This is a genomic window from Flavobacterium filum DSM 17961 (assembly GCF_000425465.1).
Lineage (GTDB): Bacteria > Bacteroidota > Bacteroidia > Flavobacteriales > Flavobacteriaceae > Flavobacterium > Flavobacterium filum.
This window is the reverse complement of record NZ_AUDM01000009.1, coordinates 50400-75158: the sequence shown is the minus strand read 5'-3', so window position 1 is coordinate 75158 and position 24759 is coordinate 50400. Positions and strand designations below refer to the sequence as shown.

Here is a 24759-nt window from a genome sequence, read left to right as displayed (position 1 = left end):
TTATAAAAAAGTTATTAATTCCAGCTAAAATGATTACATTTACAAGTTGATTCATTCAAAACAATAAAATATAAGTTATAAATTTTTATTATTAACGGTGAAAAGTTTTATATATATGAGAAAAATTATCTTTTTATTTTTTTTGACAGCTATACAATTAAATGCACAAATTAATTTTAGTAATGAAAATATATTAATTGATGGCACACACCATTCCTCTGATGTAACTTCAATAGTAACATCAGATTTAGATAATGATGGTTTTAAAGAGGTTATTGTTGGTTCTAGTAATAGTAATTCAATAATATTTTATAAAAATATTAATGGAGACATTCAATATTATCAAAGACAGATAATTTATGAAAATACTCAAGCAAATTTTAGTTCTAATTATGAAATTACTTGCTCTGATTTAGATAGCGATGGATTAAATGATATTATTGTAGTCAGTGGATTTGAAGATAAATTATTTTGGTTTAAAAATTTAGGTAATTTTAATTTTAGTCTATCAATAATAATTAATTCAACTATTGATAATCCCAGATCTATAGTTTCTTTAGATATAGACAATGATGGAGATAATGATATCATAGTAGGTTCTTTTAACCATAAGAATGTTAGCATATTCAGAAATAATGGTGATGGAAATTTTTCAAATCAAGAAATTATTTATACCGTATCCTCTGGAATTAATAGACTGGTATTAAAGGATTTAGACAATAATGGTTTTTTAGATATCATAAGTGGACAAAATGATGGTGGTATATTTTGGGTAAAGAATATTAATGGTTCAAATTTCAGTACACCAAACTATATTACAGGATCTGCTGATAACGGTACAGGTTTTGACTTTATTGATATTAATAATGATTCATATTTCGATATAATTTTTTCCTCGAGTTATCAAGATAATATTAAATATGTATTAAATTTAAATGGTAATATATTTTCTACAAATTCTATAATTATTGATAATAATATAAGTGATCCATTTCAAGTTAAAGCAGTTGATTTTGATTACGACGGATTACTAGATGTTGTTATATCAACATATACTAATGATAAAATAGGCTGGTATAAAAATAATAATGGCATATTTTCTAGTCTACTTCTAATTACAAATAATATTTTTAATCCAAAGGAATTTGTAGTAGAAGATATTAATAATGATGATATTTATGAAATTATAAGTTCATCATACGAATTAAATAACTCTTCAAGACAGAAACTATCAATTTTTAAAAAAAATGATGTAGGAATTTTTAAAGAAAATATAATCAATTTCTACTTTAGTAATGGAAGGACAGCAAAAATTGCTGATTTGAATAATGATGGAATGAATGATGTAATTTCGGCTTTAGGTTCAGTAGTTTGGAATAAAAATTTAGGAAATAATGTCTTTTCATCACAGAAATTAATTAGTTCAAATATTATGACATTAAGTGTTCATGATTTAGAAATAAGTGATATTAATAATGATAATTTTTTAGATGTTATTTGTGTCAATAATTTTGGTTTAGAAGTATATAAAAATAATGGAGATGAAACTTTTGATTTAGTTTTAAGTTTACCATTAACAATTGTGGCTGGAGATATTGAAGTAGTTGATATTAATAATGATGGTAATAAAGATATTATATTATCTTATCATTATATAAATACTAATTTAATTAAATTGGTTAATAGTGGAAATTTTAATTTTCAACCTTTGGAAAATATTCTATCCCCACTTTCTGGAAATAGTTTATACAAAATCAAATGTGGAGACCTTGACAATGATGGACATATAGACATAGTCATTATCTCTAATGAATATTCTAGAATTAATTGGTTAAAAAATGATGGTATTGGAAATTTTAACAATTATTTGATCCAAAATTCAATTTCATTAAATAATATTGATTTAGCTGATATTGATAATGATAATGATTTAGATATTATATCATCAAGTTATTCTGGTAATCAAAATATTTCATTAATTAAAAATAATGGAAATGGAACTTTTCTACCTCCAATAAATATAGACAATGAATTAATAAAATCTTTAAGTATATCAGATATAAATAACGATGGATATTTAGATATCGTTGGGTTCTCTACCAATCTATCTCTACAAAATGAAAAAATTTTCTATTTTCTAGGAAACGGTTCAACTTTTGACAACAAAATTATTATTGAAACACTAGTAGGAGATTTAGCATATTACCAGAATTTAAGTTTTGGAGATTTAAATAACGACAATAAAATTGATTTTGTTACTGCAAGTTACACAACAAAAAAAACAATCAAATTTTACATTAATAATACAACACTTTCAGTTTTAGATAACAATATTAAGAACAATATTTTTGCATTTTCACCAAACCCTAGTAATGATATAATAAATTGGTCAGATCAAATGAGAGTTAAAAGAATTATGATTTTTGATTTATTAGGGAAGGAAGTATATAACAAATTAGTAGTAAATAATTACATTAGAATTAATGAAATTCCTAAGGGAATTTATATAATAAAAGCTATTTCTGAAAATGAAAATTATATTTCTAAATTGATTATTAATTAATTTTTTGTAGACTCCCCATTTTTAGTACAGTTCTAAATTATAAAATTTATTCCACATAAACATGTTTTTGATATTGTTCATGGGTTGAATGAAGCGTAGCGGAATGAAACCCATGAACAATAGACTGTTCTCTATATTTTACAGGACTTAATCCTCCTAATGATTCATGTGGTCTATAAAGATTATAATCATTTATCCATTGGTCTGTAAGTTCTCTTACTTCATCTAAGGAATCAAATAAATAAGCATCTAAAACACCGTTGCGATAGGTTTTATTAAATCGCTCTATTAGTGCATTTTGGGTTGGCTTTCCTGGCTGAATATATTTGAACTCAATTTGGTGCATTTCACTCCATTCTTGGGCTAATTTTGCAATAAATTCCGGACCATTATCCATTCTTATTTTTTGTGGTTTCCCATATTTGTTAATCAATCGATTCAAAACCCAAATCACTCTACTGCTCTTTAAGCTATAATCAATTTCAATGTGAAGTATTTCCCAGTTAAAGTCATCCATCACATTAAAAGATCTAAACTTACTACCATTACTCAATGCATCGCTCATAAAATCAATACTCCAAGTATGGGTGTAATTAGTTGGTATAACAATAGCTTCTTTTACTCTGGCTGGTAATCTTTTCTTTACCTTTCTACGTAAAGGTAGTCCCATCTGTTTGTAAACGCGATGGAGCCGTTTATGATTGACTTTTTCTCCCTTGTTGCGAAGTCTATAATAACTCTTCCAAAATCCTTCCCGTGGATGAGCTTCACTCAAAGAGGTTAAGTGCTCTATTAAAGTTAAATCATTTTTCTTTGATTGATACTTTAATGAGCTCCTGCTGGTTCTTAAAAGACGGCACGCCTTGCTGATGCCTTGAGGATAACGTAAAATTAAATCCTTAACGATTACTCTTTTGCGACAAGGCTTTAAAGCTTTTTTTCAATGATGTATTTTGCCATATCTAACTCTAAGGCCAAATCCGCATACATGCGTTTTAACTTCGTGTTCTCTTCCTCTAATTGCTTAATGCGTTTGAGTTCACTGGCTTCCATACCACCATAGCGTTGACGCCATTTATAAAAGGTTGCTTTGCTAACTCCATACTCCCGTGATAGAGTCTCTGCATCTTTGCCAAGTTCAAATTCTTTTAAAATCTAGGCAATTTGGGTCGGAATGAATTTACTCTTATTCATATTGACAGTTTAAAATTAATACTTTTTTTTCTACTTTTAAACTGTACTATTTTTGGGGGAGCTTAAATCTTAACTGAAAAAATTTAACTAAAAAAAATAATAAAACAATATAACAAGGGAATATTTAATATTCAAATGTATTAAATAATTAAAAAAACTAAAAACAGTAACAAACTTTTTAATGTTGTTTTTAGTTTTTTTCTAATAATCAATATCGAATATTTAGAACTAGACAATTTATGTCCAAAAAAAACAACCCAAGTCAGCAAGACTTTTCATAAATAATCTTTCTACCTCGAATAATTCGGAGCTTCTTTTGTAATCGTTACATTGTGTGGGTGGCTTTCCCCTATTCCACTGGCTGTAATTCGCACGAATCTTCCTGTTTCTTGTAAAGTCGGAATATCTTTTGCTCCGCAATAACCCATTCCGGCACGAAGTCCACCAATAAACTGCTGCATACTTTCGTTTAATTCTCCTTTGTACGGTACGCGACCCACAATGCCTTCTGGTACTAATTTCTTCACATCGTCTTCTACATCTTGAAAATATCGGTCTTTTGACCCTTCCTGCATCGCTTCCACCGAACCCATTCCACGATACGATTTGAATTTTCTTCCTTCAAAAATAATGGTTTCTCCCGGCGATTCTTTGGTTCCGGCTAATAATGAACCCAACATTACACAATCTGCACCGGCAGCAATCGCTTTTGGAATATCACCCGTATACCGAATTCCGCCATCGGCAATCACGGGAACGCCGCTGCCTTTTATCGCTGCTGCCACTTCCAACACCGCAGAAAACTGTGGAAATCCAACACCGGCCACCACTCGCGTCGTACAAATAGAACCCGGTCCGATACCCACTTTAACCGCATCTGCACCGTTTTCAACCAAATATTTGGCGGCTTCCGGAGTAGCAATGTTACCCACCACCACATCCAAATCCGGGAATTTCGCTTTCACTTGTTTTAAAACCGTCACAACACCTTGTGTATGTCCGTGAGCCGTATCGATAATTACCGCATCTACACCGGCATTTACCAAAGCAGTAGCACGTTCCAACGCATCTGCCGTTACACCAAGTGCAGCTGCTACTCGCAAACGACCAAATTTATCTTTGTTCGCAATCGGTTTTTGATTCAGCTTCGTAATATCTCGAAACGTAATCAAACCTATTAGCTTGAATTGGTTATCGACTACCGGTAATTTTTCAATTTTATTTTGCTGCAAAATGCCTTCTGCTTCTTGCAAGGTAGTTCCTTCGGCAGCAGTAACCAGATGTTCAGACGTCATCACTTCCAAAATCGAACGCGAATTAATTTTTTCAAAACGCAAATCACGATTGGTCACAATCCCTTTCAAAATGCCATTTTCATCCACCACGGGAATACCGCCAATACTAAACTCACGCATAGCCGATTTAGCATCGCCAACCGTTGCTGTCAAAGGTAACGTTACCGGATCGAGTATCATTCCGGCTTCAGCACGTTTTACTTTTCTGACTTTAGTGGCTTGTTGTTCAATGGTCATGTTTTTGTGCAAAACGCCTATTCCGCCTTCTTGAGCCATCGCAATCGCCATGGAGCTCTCGGTAACCGTATCCATCGCAGCCGAAGCAATAGGAACATTTAGCGTAATATTTCTTGAAAATTTAGATTGAATACTGACCTCTCGGGGCAAAACTTCAGAATAGTTGGGAATCAGCAGAACATCATCGTAGGTCAATCCTTCACCGATGATTTTAGTGGTGTGTGCGTTCATGTTGCAATTTGTAGTTAAATTGCGTGCAAATATACGAAAAAACACGAATGATTTATTCTTCTACCCTACTAAATTTAGATGGACGATCGTTTCGTACCAAAAAGTAGGAAACAATGCAATAATAGGTAGCCAATTGAAAAAAGACATTAATGTAATGAAACATTTCAATCGGTTCAATAAAATGGTAAAATGCGTAAAAAACATCCGAAATTACAATGCTTAAGGCCATGATTGAAAAATACAACGCTTGTTTTGATGCTTCTGAGAAAAAGTTGTACAAGGCAATTTCGGTCAACAACAACAGGGAAAGTCCATAAATTACGAACATCCCATAACTGATTATTCCGTTGGGTTCAATCAAATCGATGATGGAATACAAAACATACACCAAAGCACCTATTCCAATAATGATTTGAAATAGAGAAATCCATGAAAATTGCTGAGGAATTCTGTCTTTTATACCATAAAAAATTAAAATCACATAGCATATAAAGAAACAAACCAAGGCATAATAAATGGGGATATTATCATTAATCAACAACATCATATCGCCCACAAAACAGGCAATAAGTGAAATGATCAACCAATTATTCACCCTCCTGAAACGGTACTGTAAATAGTAAAACATTATGGAAGGAACCACCATCGGTTTTACATAAAATTCCAGTTCTTCCCATTTAAAAATAACGGATAACAGTACAATTATACTGGAGGCAAAATATAAAAAAATGGAAGGCTTCACGTTATTCATGCCCCAAATGTAGAAAAATTTTTCATTCGTTTATTGTTTAGTAGCTTTTCCGTCTTTCCGCTACAATTTTGTTTGTTCCGGTTTGTTTTTCTACAAAAATCGGGAGAGCTTCCGTTGGTCGCTTCCCCATTTTAAGAAAAACTAAACCGCAACGGCACAAAGATTTTTGCTGCAATACGGGCTAGGGAATTGTGCTGTTAAGGAATTATTCCTCAGATATTTCTATTTACAAAGAAGAAATATGATTTAATTTTTCAAATTTATTTTTAAATTATTCTAACTGTCAAATTATTTCCAAAATTGGGTCGTCTCAGTAAATACAAACTCGTGAACATCTTTAATAAACCATTCTTTAAAACCTTTATCTTCAACACCTTCTAAAAATCTTTTATATAAAGGTTGAATAGTTAAATATTTTGGAGAGTTTAAAAACTTATATGCACCTATATAATATTTTTCTATATATTTTTCTATATATTTTGGGGTAAATTTATAAGGTTTAATTTTATGCTCAATTATTTCTTCAATAGAAATATCTTCTCCATAAATTCTATTTAAATCTAATTCTTCCCTTAAACGCATCATAATAAATTTTTATTAAATGTTTTTACTTTTTCTATAAATTTTCCAGACTAAAATTTACTTTTAAAATATTGAGCTAATTGTTAATCGTCTATAAAAAAACCTCCTGAGTAATAACTGTAATTTTTAATTAATTGGCTTTTTTTTCTTAGTAAAAAGAATGATTTTAGTATAGTGTTGCTGTACAATTACTATTTTTTAGCATCCACATCTGCCAAAAAGCCCTGACACGTAAATTTTATCAACAATTATACCTCCTGATAAGTATAATCCTTCTTCAGATTCTATGTTTTCTTTTTTTAATTTAATAAGAGCTTCGTGTTGAGAATTTGTATATTTATAATATACTTCAGAATCAACTTCATCTTTACCATCAAAAAATAATCTTTCGGTTTTGTCATTTATTAATAATTCAATATTTGAGTCTTTTTCTCCCAAAAATGTTCCAAAAAATACATTTTTATCTCCTGCATAAAAATCCTCTTTAGTACTTGCAAAATAACATCCACAACCATCATAATGATTGTATATTTCAGAATTGGAGTCAAATGTTTTTATTAAAATACTTTTTGCAAAATCTTCGCCACTAATTTTTGATTCTATTTGTAACGGTTGAGCATATTCAATTTCTTCAACTTCTTTTTCAACAATTACATTCTCGATTTTGTCCTCTTTTTCTTCAGCTTTTTTTGGTTCTGTAAAACAAGATATAAATAAGAAACTTGATATTACAATTAATCGCTTTTTCATTATGTTAATTTAATTTTAAAGTTTGTGAAAAATAGAGAAATAATAAATAAACCTAAGGAAATATATATTCCAAATTTGTAATCTTTTATTGCTGCTTGTGTATAGTAATAACTTTTAGTGGAATACTTATTGAAATCCGTGTCTGAATAATGTAAATCATATAAATCAAAACCATTTCCATTAGTTTCTATTCTTTTGCCGAAATATGAGTCAAAATTAATTCGTAAAATTTTTGTCGAGTATGGAACTTCAACCACCGCTTTTATTCTACCATCACTACTGTATTCAGTTGGTGCATCAGGAAGATAACTAAAATTTCCAAAGTGCTCTAATCCGTATAAAATGACGAAACCTAAAATTAATGATAAAAATAAATTTCTAATATGTACTTTTTTGATTTCGATTGTTTTACTCATTGCTTATATTTTTAATGCAATTTATATAATATATTTGTGTTTTAAAATTTTAATTATGTGTGAATTTATTATTTTACGTTCTGATTTTGACTTTTCTATTTCTCCTCATAAAGAAAATATTGAACTTGCTACACTTAATATTATTGAGTTCAACAAGAACTTCGTTGATAATAAAGTAATCATAAAATACAATCCTTCTTCAGAAAAGTTTGAAACTATAGATGATAAATATTCTTCTAATTTTATAGTTTCTGAAATTAACCATTTTTTATATTGGCAAAATTTATTTGATAAAGAATCTCATATTGATACTTATTTAAAAAGTATTAATAATAGAATATTTGGTGAAATAAGAACATTAAGTAATAGTTATGTTGGTAAAGTAACAAAAAACGATATTGACTATTTTAACGATAGAAAAGGAGAAGTTTTTGAATCACTTTTTAATTTTTATCCTGTTGGTTTATTAAGTTATAAAAATGAGAAATACATAGAACAAGAAATAAATAGAATGTGTAGAGAAATGGAACTATTTACACCAAAAGTATCTTTGTAATCCATAGTTAGTCCAAGATGTTAAAGTTACGTCTTTTCTACTTTATCATAACCACCAACGTTTTATAGCTTTGCTAGGTAAGGAACTCGATAAGCCAATTGTTTATATTTTTGTATGCCACAAGTAAAAACTGTTGATTCTGTTATGCTGAAGCTCTGCATATTGCAAAACCGCTGTTAGCAAATCGGCTTTTTGCTAAATTAGTTAATTTTTCTTACTTTTGATTTTCACAGTTAAATATTTTATTATGACTTATCAAGAAGCTTTAGAATTTAAAGAAACTGTCACTGGGCACACTACGATGATTGGCAACAATGAGCACGTATTTTTAGTAGTACCTTCTAACAAAGAAGATTTTGTAAAATATACTGTTGATTACTTCACTAAGTACAAGGAAAAAACTTTTTTTGATGATACAGCTAAAGAGTATTCAACTGATAACAATTACAGTGTAACCAATTTTATGATGATGCGAGATTAATGTTGTTCATAAAAATAATACAACCTAATTCCTCCTCACATCTTCTCCTTAAGCATTATATTTTGTATTAAGTTGTTACGTTTTTAAGGTGTAATAGGTAATCCTCTTACTAATAATTTCACTTTATTACTTTGTTTAGTAACATTAGAAACAGTTTAATTTGCGTATTTTTTCAACGCTTCTACTAAGCTGTTTACTAACTACTAAATAGCAACCAATTCATACAACATTATTAATTTATTTACAAATTAATAAAATTTTCCTTAAAAATTTAATAAATCTAACTTTCAATTACCTTAATTATTAATCATCCCCAAAAAATCATCTTCGCTAATAATCGGAATTTTCAATTGATTCGCTTTTTCTAATTTGGCTGGTCCCATATTCGCACCGGCAACTACATAATCGGTTTTAGCTGAAATGGAACTTCCTACTTTTCCGCCGTTGTCTTCGATGGCTTTCTTTAAATCATCACGCGAAAATTTTTCAAAAACTCCTGATACCACAAAGGTTTTTCCCTCCAAAATGGCACTCACCACCGTAGATTTCGATTCGTCAATAGCCATTTGTACACCGGCCGTTTTCAATCGGTCAATCGTGTCGCAATTGTCCTGGTTTTCAAAAAACTCAATAACACTTTGAGCAATTTTATCTCCAATTTCATCCACCAAAATCAAATCCATTATACTGGCGGTGGCAATGGCATCAATATTTTTGTAATGTTTGGCTAATTTTTTAGCAACGGTTTCACCTACATACCGAATACCTAACGCATATAAAACCCGTTCAAACGGAACTTCTTTGGATTTTTCAATTCCGTTAATCAAATTCTCCGCACTTTTTTGAGCCATTCGCTCCAACGGAAGAATTTGTTCGATTTTTAAATCATATAAATCGGCATAATTTTTCACTAAACCATTTTGATAAAGCAATGCCACCGTTTCACCGCCCAATCCTTCAATATCCATCGCTTTTCTAGTGATGTAATGCTGAATACGTCCAATAATCTGCGGCGGACAACCATAAAAATTCGGACAATAATGATTGGCTTCGCCTTCTTTGCGTTCCAACTTCGTTTGACATTCAGGACAATGCGTGATGTAGTACGTAGGTTCAGTTTCATTGCCACGCTCGGCAACCGCAACAATTTTGGGGATAATTTCACCCCCTTTTTCTACAAAAACTTTATCACCAATGCGAATGTCTAATTTTTCAATTTGGTCGGCATTGTGCAACGAAGCTCTTTTCACAATCGTTCCGGCTAATTGTACCGGTTCTAAATTCGCCACCGGGGTAATCGCACCTGTTCTACCCACTTGATAGGAAATGGAATTTAGTCGTGTAGAAACTTGCTCCGACTTAAATTTATAGGCCATAGCCCAGCGAGGCGATTTAGCCGTATAACCCAACTCGTCTTGGTATTGCAAACTATTGACTTTAATCACCACTCCATCGGTTTCATAGGGTAAATCGTGACGGTGAACATCCCAATAGGCAATATAATCCAATACTTCCTGCATGTTTTTGGCCAGTTTGGATTGCGAAGGAACTTTAAATCCCCAGTCCCGTGCGGCTTGTAAGCCTTCAAATTGTGTTTGAAACGGCAAATTATTCCCCACAATAAAATACAACAAACATTCTAATGGACGTCTAGCTACTTCAGTACTATCTTGCAATTTTAAACTTCCCGAAGCGGTATTTCTGGGGTTAGAATAAGGTGTTTCGCCTATTTCAATCAATTCCTGATTCATTTTTTCAAATCCGGCAAAAGGCAAAATGATTTCGCCTCGAATATCGAACTTCGGTGGATAATTTCCTTTTAATTGCAAAGGAATCGAACGAATGGTTTTGATGTTATTGGTCACTTCATCGCCTTGAAATCCATCGCCTCGTGTGACCGCTTTTGTCAATTTTCCTTCTTCATAGGTGATGCTGATAGAAGCACCATCGTATTTTAATTCGCAGGTATAGTCCAAATCAACATTCCCTAAAATCTTTTGGATACGAACTTCCCAATCCATCAAATCTTCCGTAGAATAAGAATTATCCAACGAATACATCCGATGTTCGTGTACCACCGTATTGAAATTTTTGGTGATGCTCCCACCTACGCGTTGCGTTGGCGAATTTTCATCAAAAAACTCAGGATGTTGGTTTTCCAAATCTTGCAATTCTTTCAATAACTGATCAAATTCAAAATCAGAAATGGTGGGTTTATCCAACACATAATAGTTGTGGTTGTGTTGGTTAAGAGTTTCACGAAGGGATTGAATTTTGTTTTGGACGTTCATTTTTTATAGGTGCTAAGGTTCTAAGTGGCTAAGGTACTGAGGTACTGAGGTTACTTTGCGTTTACGATGTTATCAATTTGTTGGTACAATTGTCCGTCGCTTAAAATTGCTCCTTGTTGGATGATGTCAAAAATGGCGGCATTTCGTTCGCCTTGGTATTCTTTTCGTCCCACATGAATGTCAATGGCATCGGTAAATAAATTATTGACCATCCATTCCAATCCTTTGGAAGTCATAAAATCAACTTCGGGTTCCAAGGTTTTCAACACAATCGATTTTACTTCGGTTTCCAAAAAATGGAATAGAAAAATATGATTTTTTGAAAAATGCTCTACATATTTCGTTTGTGCCAAAACACCTTCCCAAATCAAATCCGAAAACACATCGAGTTCTTGTTCGGCTACTTCGGGTTTATTCATTTTTAATTCATCCCATTCTTTTTTATCAATGGATTGAGTGGCTAAAAAATTAGCGAATTCTTGGTGGAGGGCTTCGAATTGTTCTTTGGTTAAACGGGTATATTTCATCTTTAAGGTTCTAAGGTGCTGTGGTACTAAGGTACTAAGGGTTTTTTCTATATCGTATTATTAATTTTTCTTTATTTAAGAGTTTCCTCCTTTCGGAATGACAAGATTGGGTAAATACTTTGTTTTGAAAACTAAGTGCCCAAAACCTTTTAAACTTTTAAACACTTAAACTTTTAAACTTTATCCAATGACATCCAGTTTCGCAAAACGCAGCAACAACTTCTTAATTCCACCCACTTCAAATTTGATTTCAGCTTTTTTGTCGGCTCCAACGCCTTCTAAGTTGAGGACTTCACCTTTTCCAAAACGTTCGTGCATCACAATATTTCCGGGAATTAATTTGGAATCAAACAAGTTATTTCCACTGGGTGCATTTCCAGAAACCGGTTTTAATTTTCGGACAGTGGATGTCGGTTCTTCACCATATCGTTTAGGTGGCGTTCCGTTTGTAGGTTTCGCTAATCGTAATTTTGATTTATCAATATCACCAAAAATGTCGGTGTCAATCATCGGTTTGTATCGATAACCTGTTTCAACCGGACTCACAAATTCCAGATATCGGTCGTCAATTTCTTCAATAAAACGCGAAGGTTCACTATCCATTAATTTCCCCCAACGGTAACGGGATTGTGCGTAAGTTAAATACGCTTGATGTTCCGCACGTGTCAAAGCAACATAAAACAAACGGCGTTCTTCTTCCAATTCGCTTCGGGTGTTCAAACTCATCGCACTTGGAAATAAATCTTCTTCCATTCCCACGATAAAAACCGTTGGAAATTCTAATCCTTTCGCTAGGTGAATGGTCATTAATGCCACACGGTCGTCGTCGCCGGTGTCCTTGTCTAAATCGGTTGCTAAAGCTACATCTTCTAAAAATTCTGATAAGGCACCACGTGCACCGTCTATTTCTTTTTGCCCTTCAATAAAGTCTTTGATACCATTGAGTAATTCTTCAATATTTTCAATGCGTTGAATGCCTTCCTGTGTGCCGTCTTTTTTCAATTCCTGAATCAATCCGGTTTTTTTCGTCACATGTTCAGCCAAATAAAATGCATCCTGATTTTCGTTGATGACCTGAAAACTTTTAATCATCATCACAAAATCTTCCAATTTTTGCTTGGTTCCGGAGTTGAGTTTGAGGTCAATCTTATCAATATTTTCCATCACTTCAAAGATGGAACGTTTGTAATGATTTGCCGCCACTGTTAATTTTTCAATGGTGGAATCCCCGATTCCACGTGCGGGATAATTGATGACCCGAACCAATGCTTCTTCGTCTTTTGGGTTGATAATCAAACGTAAATAACTCAACACATCTTTGATTTCTTTACGTTGGTAAAACGATAATCCACCGTAAATTCGGTACGGAATGTCACGTTTTCGCAAGGCATCTTCCATAGCACGGGATTGAGCATTGGTGCGATACAAAATAGCGAATTCCCCATTTTTCATTTGGTTTCGCATCTTTTCTTCAAAGATGGTGGAAGCCACAAAACGTCCTTCTTCTCCATCGGTAATGCTGCGATTGACTTTTATTTTAGGTCCGTCTTGGTTGTGTGTCCAAACCACTTTGTCGAGTTTGGTTTTATTTTTATCGATGATGGAATTGGCTGCTTCTACAATGTTTTTGGTGGAACGGTAATTTTGTTCCAGTCGAAACGTTTGCACATCGGCATAATCTTTTTGAAAATTCAAAATGTTATTGATGTTGGCACCCCGAAACGCATAAATACTTTGAGCATCATCTCCCACCACACAAATGTTTTGAAAACGATCTGACAACGCCCGAACAATCAAATACTGCGAATGGTTGGTATCTTGGTACTCATCCACCAAAATATAGCGAAAACGGTCTTGGTATTTGGCCAACACTTCCGGGAAACGGCTCAATAATTCATTGGTTTTAAGTAATAAATCGTCAAAATCCATCACTCCAGATTTGAAACAACGTTCAACATAGTTGTGATAAATTTCACCCAAACGTGGTTTTTTACTCATAGCATCCGCCTCTTGCAATTCAGGATTGTTGAAATAGGCTTTAACGGTGATTAGCGAGTTTTTATAGGAGGAAATTCTACCCAACACTTGCTTTGGTTTGTAAATATCTTTGTCGAGTTGCATTTCTTTGATGATGGCACCAATCAACCGCACACTGTCTTGCGTATCATAAATGGTAAAATTACTCGGATAGCCCAATTTATCCGCTTCAATGCGAAGAATTTTAGCAAAAACGGAGTGAAACGTACCCATCCAAAGGTTTTTGGCTTCGTTGTTTCCCACAATATCCGCAATACGTTTTTTCATTTCACGAGCGGCTTTATTGGTAAATGTGAGCGATAAAATGTTAAACGCATCTACACCCAAACTCATCAAATAAGCAATTCGCATCGTTAACACTCGTGTTTTTCCGGAGCCGGCACCGGCAATGACAATCATAGGGCCGTCTTTTTGGAGAACCGGTGCACGTTGGGCATCGTTGAGTTGATTGATATATTCTTGTATCATATAAATTTCTGTTCGTAGTTAAACCTGACAGGTATTTTGAAACCTGTCAGGTTCAAAGTCCAAAAATAAGTTTACTTCTGATTTATTACAATTAAAATTGTTACGATTTATCAACTAATTTTTGATTGCAAGACAAGTAAATCTGATTGGTTAGTAAACCTGACAGGTTTTTTTTGAAACCTGTCAGGTTTACAGTAATTCCTAAAAAATATTATTACGATTTATCAACTAAAATTCTATTTTTGCACTAAACGTTCTAGCCCCGATTGAAGTGGAAAACATTTTTTGGCAACTTCTATTTTTTCTTGGTAAAAAAAGCGACTGGAAGGAGCTCTTTTTTTGCCTTTAGAAAAAAAGATGTTGTGGAAAAATTTTGGAACGTAAAGCGGGAAAAAGCTCCTAAAAAAAATAATAAAACTATGGAAACCAACAAAATAATTGAACTTTTAGCGTATACTTTACCTGCCTTAATTACAGGAGGTGTAGCGTTTTATTTTTTTCAAACGCACACCAAAAACGAAGAAAACAGACGTCGGTTTTTATTGATGAAAGAAACCAAAAAAGAAGCTTTACCCTTGCGTTTGCAAGCCTATGAACGCATGGTTTTGTTTTTGGAACGTGTGAATCCTTCTAAATTATTGATTCGTGTGGCTCCGTTTTCTGATGATAAAAACGATTATGAAAATTTCTTAATCAATCAAATCGAACAAGAATTTGAGCACAATTTGACGCAACAAATTTACTTGACGGAAGACTGTTGGACCGTGATTACAACGGCCAAAAACACGATTATTCAAAATATTCGCAAAACGGCAATGAGCGATAAAATCGAATCATCACACAAACTTCGGGAAACAATTTTAAGCGATTTATTAGACAAACAATCGCCGAGTTTAGTGGCCATTAGTTATCTGAAATCGGAGGTGATTTCGATGATGGGTTAGTTTTCTAGCAACCTTCTCAATTGAATTTGCTCCGCCGCATTTAAACTCGGTAAAAGTTCCTGAAAGTATTTTTTGTGTCGTTCCGTTTTGAGCAATTCTCTTATTTGATTGCGTGCGAATAACGTAAATTGCCATTTGTGGTGTGTAATAGCATTCACCAAATTACGTAAAATATTTTGATCATTCGGATTGAGAAACAACAAATTGGTTAAGGCATTTTGACGAATGGAACTCTCATATTTTGAAGAACTGTAATCCAACAATTCATCGTAAAAATTGACTTTGTTGGTGTTTTCGTAATTTTCAGTCATCAAAGCTAAGGTCAGCCAAAGTATTCGCAAATTTTTATCGTTAAATCCGACCCACTCTTTGGATTGATTTAAATATGTAGTTTGTTTTTCGGGGAACAATCGCCACAAAGTACCAAGAGCAATTTCTTGGGTGATATACGATTCGTCGTTTAAAAGTGTTTCATAATTCGCTTGAAAAGCGATTGGAATTTCCACCATGATTCGGGCAATGGCCTGGCGTACTTTTAGATTTTTGGTATTCATGGCCAATTGCAAAAGCGGTTCTTTTTCTTCAAAAGGTACTTCTGCCAATTGAAACACAACTTCTTCCTTGAGCGGATAAAAAGTTTCTGTTTTTAAAATGTTTTCAAAAAGTATTTTCTTCTCCGCAAAAGGTTGGTTTTGTAAGTCAACCAATTCCAAATACGACTTCATGAATGCATTTTTTCGAAGTAACATAAGAGCTTGATTGACTTCAAAACCGGGATTTTGCAACCAAATACGTTTAAAATTTTCGGTATCAAAAGTAGAAACGGCTTTGACTTCATTTAAAAAATCATCCGTATTGACGTTTTTAAAACGGTATTTTTTCAAATACGTTGTCACTGCTTTTTGAAAGTTTTCCGGACCAATTTGTTCACGAAGAAAATGCAACGCCCATGCTCCTTTTTGGTAAAATGTGAGTGAACTCGCTTTTTCATTCAGCAACGGAATCGTATCAGATTTGGAAGCTTTTTGCAAACGCTCAGCCATTTCATACAATTCCCAGTTAAAATGGTCGTCGCCAAAAAGTTCTTTTTCGGCTAACAAAGCATAATAGGTAGCAAAACCTTCCTGCAACCAATGGTGTTTGCCGGATTGTGCCGTAATAAGATTACCAAACCATTGGTGAGCCAATTCATGAGCATTGACATTGATATACGTTTTGTCGTTGAAACCGATTTTATCGACTACAAAATCTTGAGCAAAAATAGTCGAAGTCGTATTCTCCATTCCGGAATACAAAAAATCCCGAACGGGCACTTGACGATAAATTTCCCAAGGGTACTTCACCCCTATTTCCCGTTCAAAAAAATCGAAAATTTGTGTGGTGTATTTATAAGTGGTTTCAATTTTATCGGCATCTTTTTCATCTAAATAAATTTCTAACGGTGTGCCGGATTTGGTTTTGGTGGCTTGTTTAGTAAATTTTCCAATGGCCATCATCACCAAATATGACGACATGGGTTGTGTCATTTGATAATGCCACGTTTTGCCATTGTTATTGCTATTGATATTGTCATTTTTTAATTTTCCATTAGAAAGAACTTCAAATGAAGAATCAAATTGAATTGATAAATTGAAGATGAGTTTTTCATTGACATCATCAAAACTAGGCAACCAATGACTGGTATATTTGCCTTGCCCTTGCGTCCATATTTGGAGATTTTCGGCTTCGCCAATAAAATAAAGTGTTTGTTTGGGAGAAGCTTTGTAGGTGAATGTCAGTTTGTTTTTCCCTTTTTTAAATCCTTCAAAAAGTTGCAATGCTTTACCTTAATTTTTAAAATTCACAGCTTTTCCATTGATTTTTACATTGGAAAACTCCATTTTGATGGCATCGATAGCGATAGTATCAATTGACGCTAAAACCTGAAATTCATATTTCACTTCTCCGGAAATGGATTTTTCAATAGAATTAGGTGCTACGATTGCATGCACCGTTTTGAAATCCACTTTTTGGAATTGTTGAGCGAAGGAAAAGGAAAAAAAGAAAAGGAAAATATATCGCATTAGCTTTTGTAGAAAATAAATAGAATTTGATAAATTTACAAAAAATGAAAAATATGAAAACAAAATCAATTAAATTAATTTCTCTTTTTTTGTTTTTTGTTTATGGGTCAATTTTTGGATGCATTAACGGAGAAACTAAAGTTCTAAAAAATGGTGTTTTTATTTATGAAGATCACGAAGGTAGTATTCCGTTTGGACATAAATTCAATACGTTCAATTTTGAAAAAGTAAAAACTGAACTTGATAGTTTGTATAAAAAAACAAATGATTTAGACTATCTTTCTGATATTGGTTATGTATTAATCATTGAAGGAAAATATTTAGAAGCTTTGAAATTATATTTAGAAATTGAAAAAAAATCTCCCAATCGATATTCTACGGCATCTAATATTGGAACAATCTATGAGCTTTTGGGGGATAATAAAAATGCCTATTTTTGGATTGAAAAAGGAATTCAAATAAATCCTTCTTCTCATAATGGTTCAGAGTGGTTACACCTTAAAATATTAGAAGCAAAAATCAAAGCGGAAAAAAATCTTAATAGTAATTTCTTTTTTTCTACTTCTTTTGGAACATTTAACAATCCACAAACAGAATTGAGTGATGCAAAAATTGAAAAATTAATAAGTGATATATACTATCAATTGAATGAGAGAATAACTTTTATAAAAGGAAATGATATCATTATAGCAACCCTACTTTTTGATTTAGGAAATTTATGTTTAATTGAAAGAAAATATTATGAAGCTCTTCAGATTTTGAAAATGGCTAAAGAATACGGTTTAGAATCCGAACTTTTGAATCGTCGTATTGCTTACACAGAAGGTATTTATACATCTTGTAAAGATGAAGCAAGATTTAACACAACTAGAACCCATTATAGTAATATTTATAATGTTGAGAAAACTATTTTACTGATTTTATCTATAATAGGTTTCTGTGTTTTAATTTATTATTTATTTAATAAATATAGAACTAAAAATAATTGAAATAATTGAACGACATCCTACAAACACCAATCGAATACCTCAAAGGCGTGGGTCCGAGTCGTGGCGAAATGCTTCGAAAGGAACTCAACATCCACCGCTATGGTGATTTATTGACGTTGTTTCCCAACAGGTATATCGATCGAACGCGGTATTACAAAATCAACGAATTGCAAGCCGGCAATACCGAAGTGCAAATTATAGGCAAAATCATTCACCTTAAAACCATCGAACAAAGTAAAGGCAGAGGTCGCTTGGTTGCCACCTTTGTAGATGAAACCGGCGAAATGGAATTGGTATGGTTTCAAGGTCAAAAATGGATTCGTGAAAGTTTAAAACTTAACACTCCGTATGTGGCGTTTGGAAAAGTCACATCCTTTTCCAGTCAGTTTAACATGGCTCATCCCGAATTGGAATTGCTTGAAGAACACAAACAAAGTCTGCGTTCGGCCATGCAACCGGTGTATCCTTCAACGGAAAAACTGACACAAAAGGGCATTTCCAATCGAACCATCAACAAAATGATGCAACAATTATTTGTGGAAACGCAAGCTCGTTTTACAGAATCATTACCGCCCAATTTGTTGGAGGAATTGAAGTTGATTCCCAAAAATGCAGCGTTGTTCAATATTCATTTTCCGAAAAGTCAGGAGTTGTTAGCCAAAGCTCAATTCCGATTAAAATTTGAAGAATTGTTTTTTATTCAACTCCAACTCATCACCAAAAATCTCATTCGAAAGCACAAAATCAAAGGACATCCTTTTGAAAAAGTGGGTGAACATTTTAATACCTTTTATCAACATCATTTACCGTTTGAATTGACCAATGCTCAAAAAAGAGTGATTAAAGAAATTCGAAATGACTTAGGCAGTAAAGCCCAAATGAATCGTTTGTTGCAAGGTGATGTAGGTTCCGGCAAAACCATTGTGGCGTTATTGTGCATGCTCATGGCACTAGATAACGGTTTCCAAAGTTGTTTGATGGCTCCAACGGAAATTTTGGCTACGCAACATTTTAACGGTTTATCGGAATTGGCTAAAGAATTGAATATCAACATCAAATTACTAACCGGTTCAACTAAAACTTCCGAACGAAAAATCATTCATGAAGCTTTGGAAAAAGGAGAATTGCATATTTTAATCGGTACCCATGCTTTGTTGGAAGACAAAGTACAATTTCACAATTTAGGCTTGGCGATTATTGACGAACAACATCGATTTGGTGTGGAACAACGTTCTAAATTATGGAAGAAGAATGACATTCCGCCACATGTTTTGGTCATGACGGCGACCCCAATTCCGAGAACATTGGCGATGAGTATGTATGGCGATTTGGATATTTCGGTAATTGACGAATTGCCACCGGGCAGAAAACCCATTCAAACCGTGCATCGATATGACTCGAATCGGTTGAAAGTGTGGAAATTTTTGAAAGACGAAATTGCGAAAGGGCGACAAATTTATATTGTTTATCCCTTAATCAACGAAAGTGAAAAAATGGATTACAAAGATTTGATGGACGGTTACGAAAGTATTTCCAGAGATTTTCCGTTGCCGCAGTACAGCGTTTCCATTGTTCATGGACAGATGAAACCGGCAGAAAAAGACGAAGAAATGCGACGTTTTGCAGCCGGAAAAACTAATATAATGGTAGCGACTACGGTGATTGAAGTGGGTGTGAATGTACCGAACGCAAGTGTGATGGTTATTGAAAGTGCAGAACGATTCGGCTTATCACAATTGCACCAACTAAGAGGACGAGTGGGTCGCGGTGCCGAGCAAAGCTATTGTATTTTGATGACCGGTCACAAACTAAGTAACGATTCAAAAATCCGACTGGAAACCATGTGTAAAACCAATGACGGATTTGAAATTGCCGAAGTCGATTTAAAACTTCGCGGTCCGGGTGATATTATGGGAACGCAACAAAGCGGCGTGTTGAATTTACAAATCGCCGATTTGGTTCGCGACCGTGATATTTTACAATTAGCCCGACATGAAGCGATAAAACTGTTGAAAAAAGACCCAGCCATGACTTTGCCGGAACACCAAACCTTGCGAATGATATTTATGGAAATGAGCAAAAGGAAGAATATTTGGAATTATATAAGTTAGGTAATGGGTAATGGGTAATTGGTGATGGGTGAAAGGTTGTGGGTTAGTGAGGATGAAAATTAAAATTCACAGTCAAAAATTAAAATTTCTTCTTTACATTTACCTTTCAAAACAATCACCCAATACCTTTAACCCATTACCCTAAAAAATGGTTCAATACAACCCAAAAGACTGGATTACTTTTATTTTCAGATTTCACAAATCCGATACGTTTCGGAAATTGATTCCGATGATGATTTTCATTGGTTCATATACGTATGGCGTGGGTTATTTGGAAATTGTGCATTGGAAATTATCAGAAAAAAGTTATTTGAGCAACATTAATATTATGCATAGCATGTTGGGATTTGTGATTTCGTTGCTCTTAGTGTTCAGAACCAATACCGCTTATGATCGTTGGTGGGAAGGAAGAAAATTATGGGGAGCATTAGTCAACAATAGCCGAAATTTAGCCATCAAAATCAGTTCGATGTTGCATGACGAATCAGATAGACAATATTTTCGTAAAATGATTCCCGGATTTGCTTCCATATTGAATAAACATTTGAGTAATGAAGATACCGGAAAACAATTATATGACTTTGTTGATTTGGAAATTGACCATCACAAACACAAACCCAATCAAATTGCAAAAATGCTTTTTCAAAAAGTCAATGATTTATATCTGCAAAAAAAAATAACAGGTGATCAATTAATTGTACTCAATGAAGAATTAAAATCCTTTGCAGATATTTGTGGAGCGTGTGAACGCATCAAAAACACACCTATTCCCTATTCTTACAGTGCATTCATTAAAAAATTCATCTTTTTTTATGTGATGACCTTGCCGTTTGGTTATGTATTTAGTTTAGGCTATTATTCTATTCCGGTAGTTATTTTTATTTTTTATGTATTAGCGAGTTTAGAGCTCATCGCAGAAGAAATTGAAGATCCGTTTGGTAATGATGCGAATGATCTTCCCACCCAAAAAATCGCTTCCAACATCAAAAAACACGTAGAAGAAATCCTTTAAAATCATTTAATTAGACACAAAAGAGTCAAATAATCGAGTATTTGCGTTATTAAACGATTTATTTTTTTCACACACAAAACATCAATTAGCTTAGCTCAGAATTTAAAATTTGCCCAAGTTTTAAATTCTTTGCAACCCAAGTCTAACCGACAAACTAACCGTGATGAAAAAAATTACATTTGTAGTTTTTATAGCGTTGTTATCCCTGAGATGTAGTAAGGATGACGCTTCTCTTTCTGAGGAGAACATAGCTATAATTCAAGTTAATCCGTTAAAAAATTTAAATAACGGATTAGTTAAATATCCTTTAATCAATTCAAAAGCTGAACAAGTTGGCGAAATTGAAGTCTATCATGATGCTACTTCAATTTATGTTGATTGTCAATTGAATCCTTCCAAAAAAATTAAAAAAGCCGGATTGTATTTAGGTAATTATCAACAAATACCGCAAATAAAACAACTTTCAAATAGGCAACCATTTAGTCAATTACATGAATTTGAAACCGCAATTTCAAGTTCTTTTTTCACCTTTAGTCAAGCAGTACTAAATTTTGATCAAAATGGATGTATTTATATCTATACGCTTTTTGAAATTGAAGATACTGAAACGGAAATGACAGAAGTAGCATATATTACCACTCAACTTTTGCCGGGAGATACCAAAAAACATCATTTTTTGTATTGTGTGAAATAAAATAAAAAACAAAAAAACATATAGGTTACATCTTAAAAATGTGACCTTTTTTTATGGTTAAAATTATGCAAAAAGTATTTCATTACTTATCTTTGCGAGCTTTAAACACCGAATAAAAATGCGTATTTCCTATAACTGGCTGAAACAATTTATCAAATTAGATTTACCTTCCGAAGAAACTGCGGCTTTACTAACCGATTTAGGGTTAGAAGTTGAAATTGTAGAAAAATTTCAATCTGTAAAAGGCGGATTGGAAGGAATCATTGTTGGTGAAGTTAAAACCTGTGTCCAACATCCTGATGCTGACCGATTAAAAGTTACAACCGTTGATTTAGGCGATGGAAATCCTGTTCAAATTGTGTGCGGAGCTCCGAATGTTGGCGTGGGACAAAAAGTGCCGGTTGCTACAATTGGAACCCTTTTATTTGACAAAGAAGGAAACGAATTTCAAATTAAGAAAGGAAAAATTCGCGGACAAGATAGCCACGGAATGATTTGTGCTGAAGATGAATTAGGCTTGGGCGACAATCATGATGGCATTATGATTTTAGATACTACTATCAAAATTGGAACGCCTTTAGCAAAAGTCTTAAATGTTGAAAATGATGAAGTTTTTGAAATTGGTCTAACACCCAACCGTGCTGATGCCATGTCTCACATGGGAGTTGCCCGTGATTTGAGAGCCGGATTGGTGCAGAGAAATATGCAACCGGAATTAATTACACCTTCGGTAACCAGTTTTAGAGTAGATAAACGCACTTTGAAGATTGATGCAGAAGTGAAAGATGCAAAATTAGCACCACGTTATTGCGGAATAACTATTTCAGGAATTAATGTGAAACCATCTCCAGATTGGTTACAAAATAGACTAAAAGCCATCGGACTAACTCCAAAAAACAATATTGTTGATGCTACCAATTACGTTTTACATGAATTAGGTCAACCGTTACATGCTTTTGATGCATCAAAAATTCACGGAAAAATTATTGTAAAAACAGTTGCGGCCGGAACAAAATTCAAAACACTAGATGATGTAGAACGTATTCTTCATGAAGAAGATTTAATGATTTGTGATGAAAAAGGTCCGCTTTGTATAGCCGGTGTTTTTGGCGGAAAAGAATCCGGAGTTTCTGAAAACACTACGAATATCTTTTTAGAGAGTGCATATTTTAATCCGGTTTCTATTCGTAAAACGGCAAAAAGACATGGATTAAGTACCGATGCTTCATTCCGTTTTGAAAGAGGAATCGATCCAACCATTACTGAATATGCTCTAAAAAGAGCAGCTATTTTAATCAAAGAAATTGCAGGAGGTGAAATTACTTCTGATTTGATTGATATTTATCCTAAAAAAATTGAAGATTTTACCGTTTTATTGAACTTTAATAAAGTTAATAAATTGATCGGTCAAGAAATTCCAAAAGAAACCATCAAAAAGATTTTGGTTTCTTTAGATATTAAAGTGAACAGTGTTTCCGATGCCGGTTTAGGATTAATTATTCCGGCTTACCGCGTAGATGTACAACGTGAAATTGATGTAATTGAAGAAATTCTTCGCGTATATGGATACAACAACGTTCAGTTTTCAAAAAAATTAAACGCAACTGTTTCCAATTCTTCCCGAACAGAAGATTATAAAGTTCAAAATAGTATTGCCGCTCAATTGAATTCGTTAGGATTCCATGAAATGATGGCGAATTCCTTAACCTCACCGGATTATGTAAAATTATCGGAAAAGTTAAAAGAAGAATTTAACGTAATGATGTTAAATCCGTTGAGCAATGATTTATCAGCCATGCGTCAATCCTTATTGTTTTCTGGTCTTGAAGCGGTTTCTTATAACATCAATCGCAGAAATGCAGATTTAAAATTATTTGAATTTGGAAAAAGTTATCACAAAATGCCGTCCGGTTATGAAGAAAACAAGCATTTATCCTTGTTTGTGAGCGGAAATCGTCAGGCAGAAAATTGGACAACACCTCAAAAAGCTAGTGATTTCTTTTTATTTAAAGGTTATGTTCAATCGATTCTTACTCGACTTTCATTGACCAAAACGCAAACTATTCCGGTAACGAACGATGTATTTAATGAAGGAATTGCGTTGGCAATTGGAAATGATGTTTTGGTTGAAATGGGTACCGTTAAAAAATCCATCTTAAAATATTTCGATATCAAACAGGAGGTTTTTTATGCTGATTTTAACTGGAATTTGATTTTAAAATTAATTTCTATTAAAATTAAGTACCAAGATATTCCAAAATATCCTGAGGTTAGAAGAGATTTATCCTTATTATTGGATAAAAATATTTCTTTTGATCAATTATATGCCATTGCACGTTCTTCAGAAAAAAATCTATTAAAAGAAATTCAGTTGTTTGATGTTTATGAAGGAAAGAATCTTCCAGATGGTAAAAAATCGTATGCATTGAGTTTTATTATTCAAGATACGACCAAAACGCTGACTGACGAACAAATTGATAAAATTATGAGTAAGCTACAGCAACATTTTGAAAAAGAAGTTGGAGCTGTATTGAGATAAATTAAAAAAGACCACAATTTTGAAATCG

Annotated in this window: 19 protein-coding genes and 1 pseudogene; 9 read left to right on the top strand and 11 right to left on the bottom strand. The window is 33.3% G+C overall.

Annotation, left to right across the window (positions count from 1 at the left end):
- Window positions 1–115 precede the first annotated feature (115 nt).
- Window positions 116–2563, top strand: coding sequence for an FG-GAP repeat domain-containing protein (locus H601_RS0106570; protein ID WP_026710762.1), 2448 nt, complete (start codon window positions 116–118; stop codon window positions 2561–2563).
- Window positions 2564–2696: 133 nt separating this feature from the next.
- On the opposite strand, the pseudogene H601_RS15395 reads toward H601_RS0106570, so the two are convergent.
- The 6 genes and pseudogenes from H601_RS15395 to H601_RS0106530 form a co-directional block, all read right to left on the bottom strand.
- Window positions 2697–3718, bottom strand: a pseudogene (locus H601_RS15395) (IS3 family transposase); the annotation flags it as partial.
- A 329-nt stretch (window positions 3719–4047) separates the two neighbouring features.
- Window positions 4048–5520, bottom strand: a complete 1473-nt coding sequence (gene guaB / locus H601_RS0106555) for an IMP dehydrogenase (RefSeq protein WP_026710761.1) — start codon at window positions 5518–5520, stop codon at window positions 4048–4050.
- Window positions 5521–5572: 52 nt separating this feature from the next.
- Complete coding sequence (locus tag H601_RS0106550; protein ID WP_026710760.1) at window positions 5573–6271, bottom strand: lysoplasmalogenase family protein; 699 nt, start codon at window positions 6269–6271, stop codon at window positions 5573–5575.
- A gap of 288 nt (window positions 6272–6559) precedes the next feature.
- Window positions 6560–6853 (bottom strand): hypothetical protein, encoded by a 294-nt coding sequence (locus H601_RS0106540; protein ID WP_156900357.1) that lies wholly within the window; start codon window positions 6851–6853, stop codon window positions 6560–6562.
- Window positions 6854–7051: 198 nt separating this feature from the next.
- Window positions 7052–7603 (bottom strand): hypothetical protein, encoded by a 552-nt coding sequence (locus H601_RS0106535; protein ID WP_026710758.1) that lies wholly within the window; start codon window positions 7601–7603, stop codon window positions 7052–7054.
- Window positions 7603–8019, bottom strand: coding sequence for a hypothetical protein (locus tag H601_RS0106530; RefSeq protein ID WP_026710757.1), 417 nt, complete (start codon window positions 8017–8019; stop codon window positions 7603–7605). The genes H601_RS0106535 and H601_RS0106530 overlap by 1 nt, the downstream gene beginning before the upstream one ends.
- A 55-nt stretch (window positions 8020–8074) precedes the next feature.
- On the opposite strand from H601_RS0106530, the gene H601_RS0106525 reads away from it, so the two are divergent.
- Together H601_RS0106525 and H601_RS0106520 are read left to right on the top strand one after the other, a co-directional pair.
- Window positions 8075–8575: a BTB/POZ domain-containing protein gene (locus H601_RS0106525; RefSeq protein WP_026710756.1), complete on the top strand. Its 501-nt coding sequence runs from the start codon at window positions 8075–8077 to the stop codon at window positions 8573–8575.
- A gap of 247 nt (window positions 8576–8822) precedes the next feature.
- Window positions 8823–9056, top strand: coding sequence for a hypothetical protein (locus H601_RS0106520; protein WP_026710755.1), 234 nt, complete (start codon window positions 8823–8825; stop codon window positions 9054–9056).
- 296 nt (window positions 9057–9352) lie between these two features.
- On the opposite strand, the gene ligA is transcribed toward H601_RS0106520, so the two are convergent.
- The 3 genes from ligA to H601_RS0106505 form a co-directional block, all read right to left on the bottom strand.
- Window positions 9353–11347 carry an NAD-dependent DNA ligase LigA gene (gene ligA / locus H601_RS0106515; RefSeq protein WP_026710754.1) on the bottom strand — a complete coding sequence of 665 codons (1995 nt, stop codon included), beginning with the start codon at window positions 11345–11347 and terminating at the stop codon, window positions 9353–9355.
- A gap of 50 nt (window positions 11348–11397) precedes the next feature.
- Window positions 11398–11874, bottom strand: a complete 477-nt coding sequence (locus H601_RS0106510; RefSeq protein WP_026710753.1) for a DUF6495 family protein — start codon at window positions 11872–11874, stop codon at window positions 11398–11400.
- A gap of 180 nt (window positions 11875–12054) precedes the next feature.
- A complete protein-coding gene (locus tag H601_RS0106505; protein WP_026710752.1) occupies window positions 12055–14376 on the bottom strand; it encodes a UvrD-helicase domain-containing protein in 2322 nt (773 codons plus the stop codon).
- 422 nt (window positions 14377–14798) lie between these two features.
- Between H601_RS0106505 and H601_RS0106500 the strand changes: the two genes are divergently transcribed.
- Window positions 14799–15323: a DUF7935 family protein gene (locus tag H601_RS0106500; RefSeq protein WP_026710751.1), complete on the top strand. Its 525-nt coding sequence runs from the start codon at window positions 14799–14801 to the stop codon at window positions 15321–15323.
- On the opposite strand, the gene H601_RS15385 is transcribed toward H601_RS0106500, so the two are convergent.
- Together H601_RS15385 and H601_RS16905 are read right to left on the bottom strand one after the other, a co-directional pair.
- Window positions 15320–17140, bottom strand: coding sequence for a M1 family metallopeptidase (locus H601_RS15385; protein ID WP_342663348.1), 1821 nt, complete (start codon window positions 17138–17140; stop codon window positions 15320–15322). The two genes, H601_RS0106500 and H601_RS15385, sit on opposite strands and share 4 nt — an antisense overlap.
- A 9-nt stretch (window positions 17141–17149) precedes the next feature.
- On the bottom strand, window positions 17150–17386 hold the full coding sequence (locus H601_RS16905; RefSeq protein WP_342663347.1) for a hypothetical protein: 237 nt from the start codon (window positions 17384–17386) through the stop codon (window positions 17150–17152).
- Between the two features lie 53 nt (window positions 17387–17439).
- Here H601_RS16905 and H601_RS0106490 point away from each other — a divergent pair, with 53 nt between their 5' ends.
- The 5 genes from H601_RS0106490 to pheT all read left to right on the top strand — a co-directional run bounded on the left by H601_RS0106490 (window position 17440) and on the right by pheT (window position 24731).
- The gene (locus tag H601_RS0106490; RefSeq protein ID WP_035655669.1) at window positions 17440–18375 is read left to right on the top strand and encodes a tetratricopeptide repeat protein; all 936 of its coding nucleotides are present in this window, start codon (window positions 17440–17442) and stop codon (window positions 18373–18375) included.
- A gap of 68 nt (window positions 18376–18443) precedes the next feature.
- Window positions 18444–20486 (top strand): ATP-dependent DNA helicase RecG, encoded by a 2043-nt coding sequence (gene recG, locus H601_RS0106485; protein WP_425402330.1) that lies wholly within the window; start codon window positions 18444–18446, stop codon window positions 20484–20486.
- A 148-nt stretch (window positions 20487–20634) separates the two neighbouring features.
- Window positions 20635–21498, top strand: coding sequence for a bestrophin family protein (locus H601_RS0106480; RefSeq protein WP_026710748.1), 864 nt, complete (start codon window positions 20635–20637; stop codon window positions 21496–21498).
- A 163-nt stretch (window positions 21499–21661) separates the two neighbouring features.
- A complete protein-coding gene (locus H601_RS0106475; RefSeq protein ID WP_026710747.1) occupies window positions 21662–22192 on the top strand; it encodes a hypothetical protein in 531 nt (176 codons plus the stop codon).
- 118 nt (window positions 22193–22310) lie between these two features.
- Window positions 22311–24731 carry a phenylalanine--tRNA ligase subunit beta gene (pheT, locus tag H601_RS0106470; protein ID WP_026710746.1) on the top strand — a complete coding sequence of 807 codons (2421 nt, stop codon included), beginning with the start codon at window positions 22311–22313 and terminating at the stop codon, window positions 24729–24731.
- The last annotated feature ends 28 nt before the right edge of the window (window positions 24732–24759 follow it).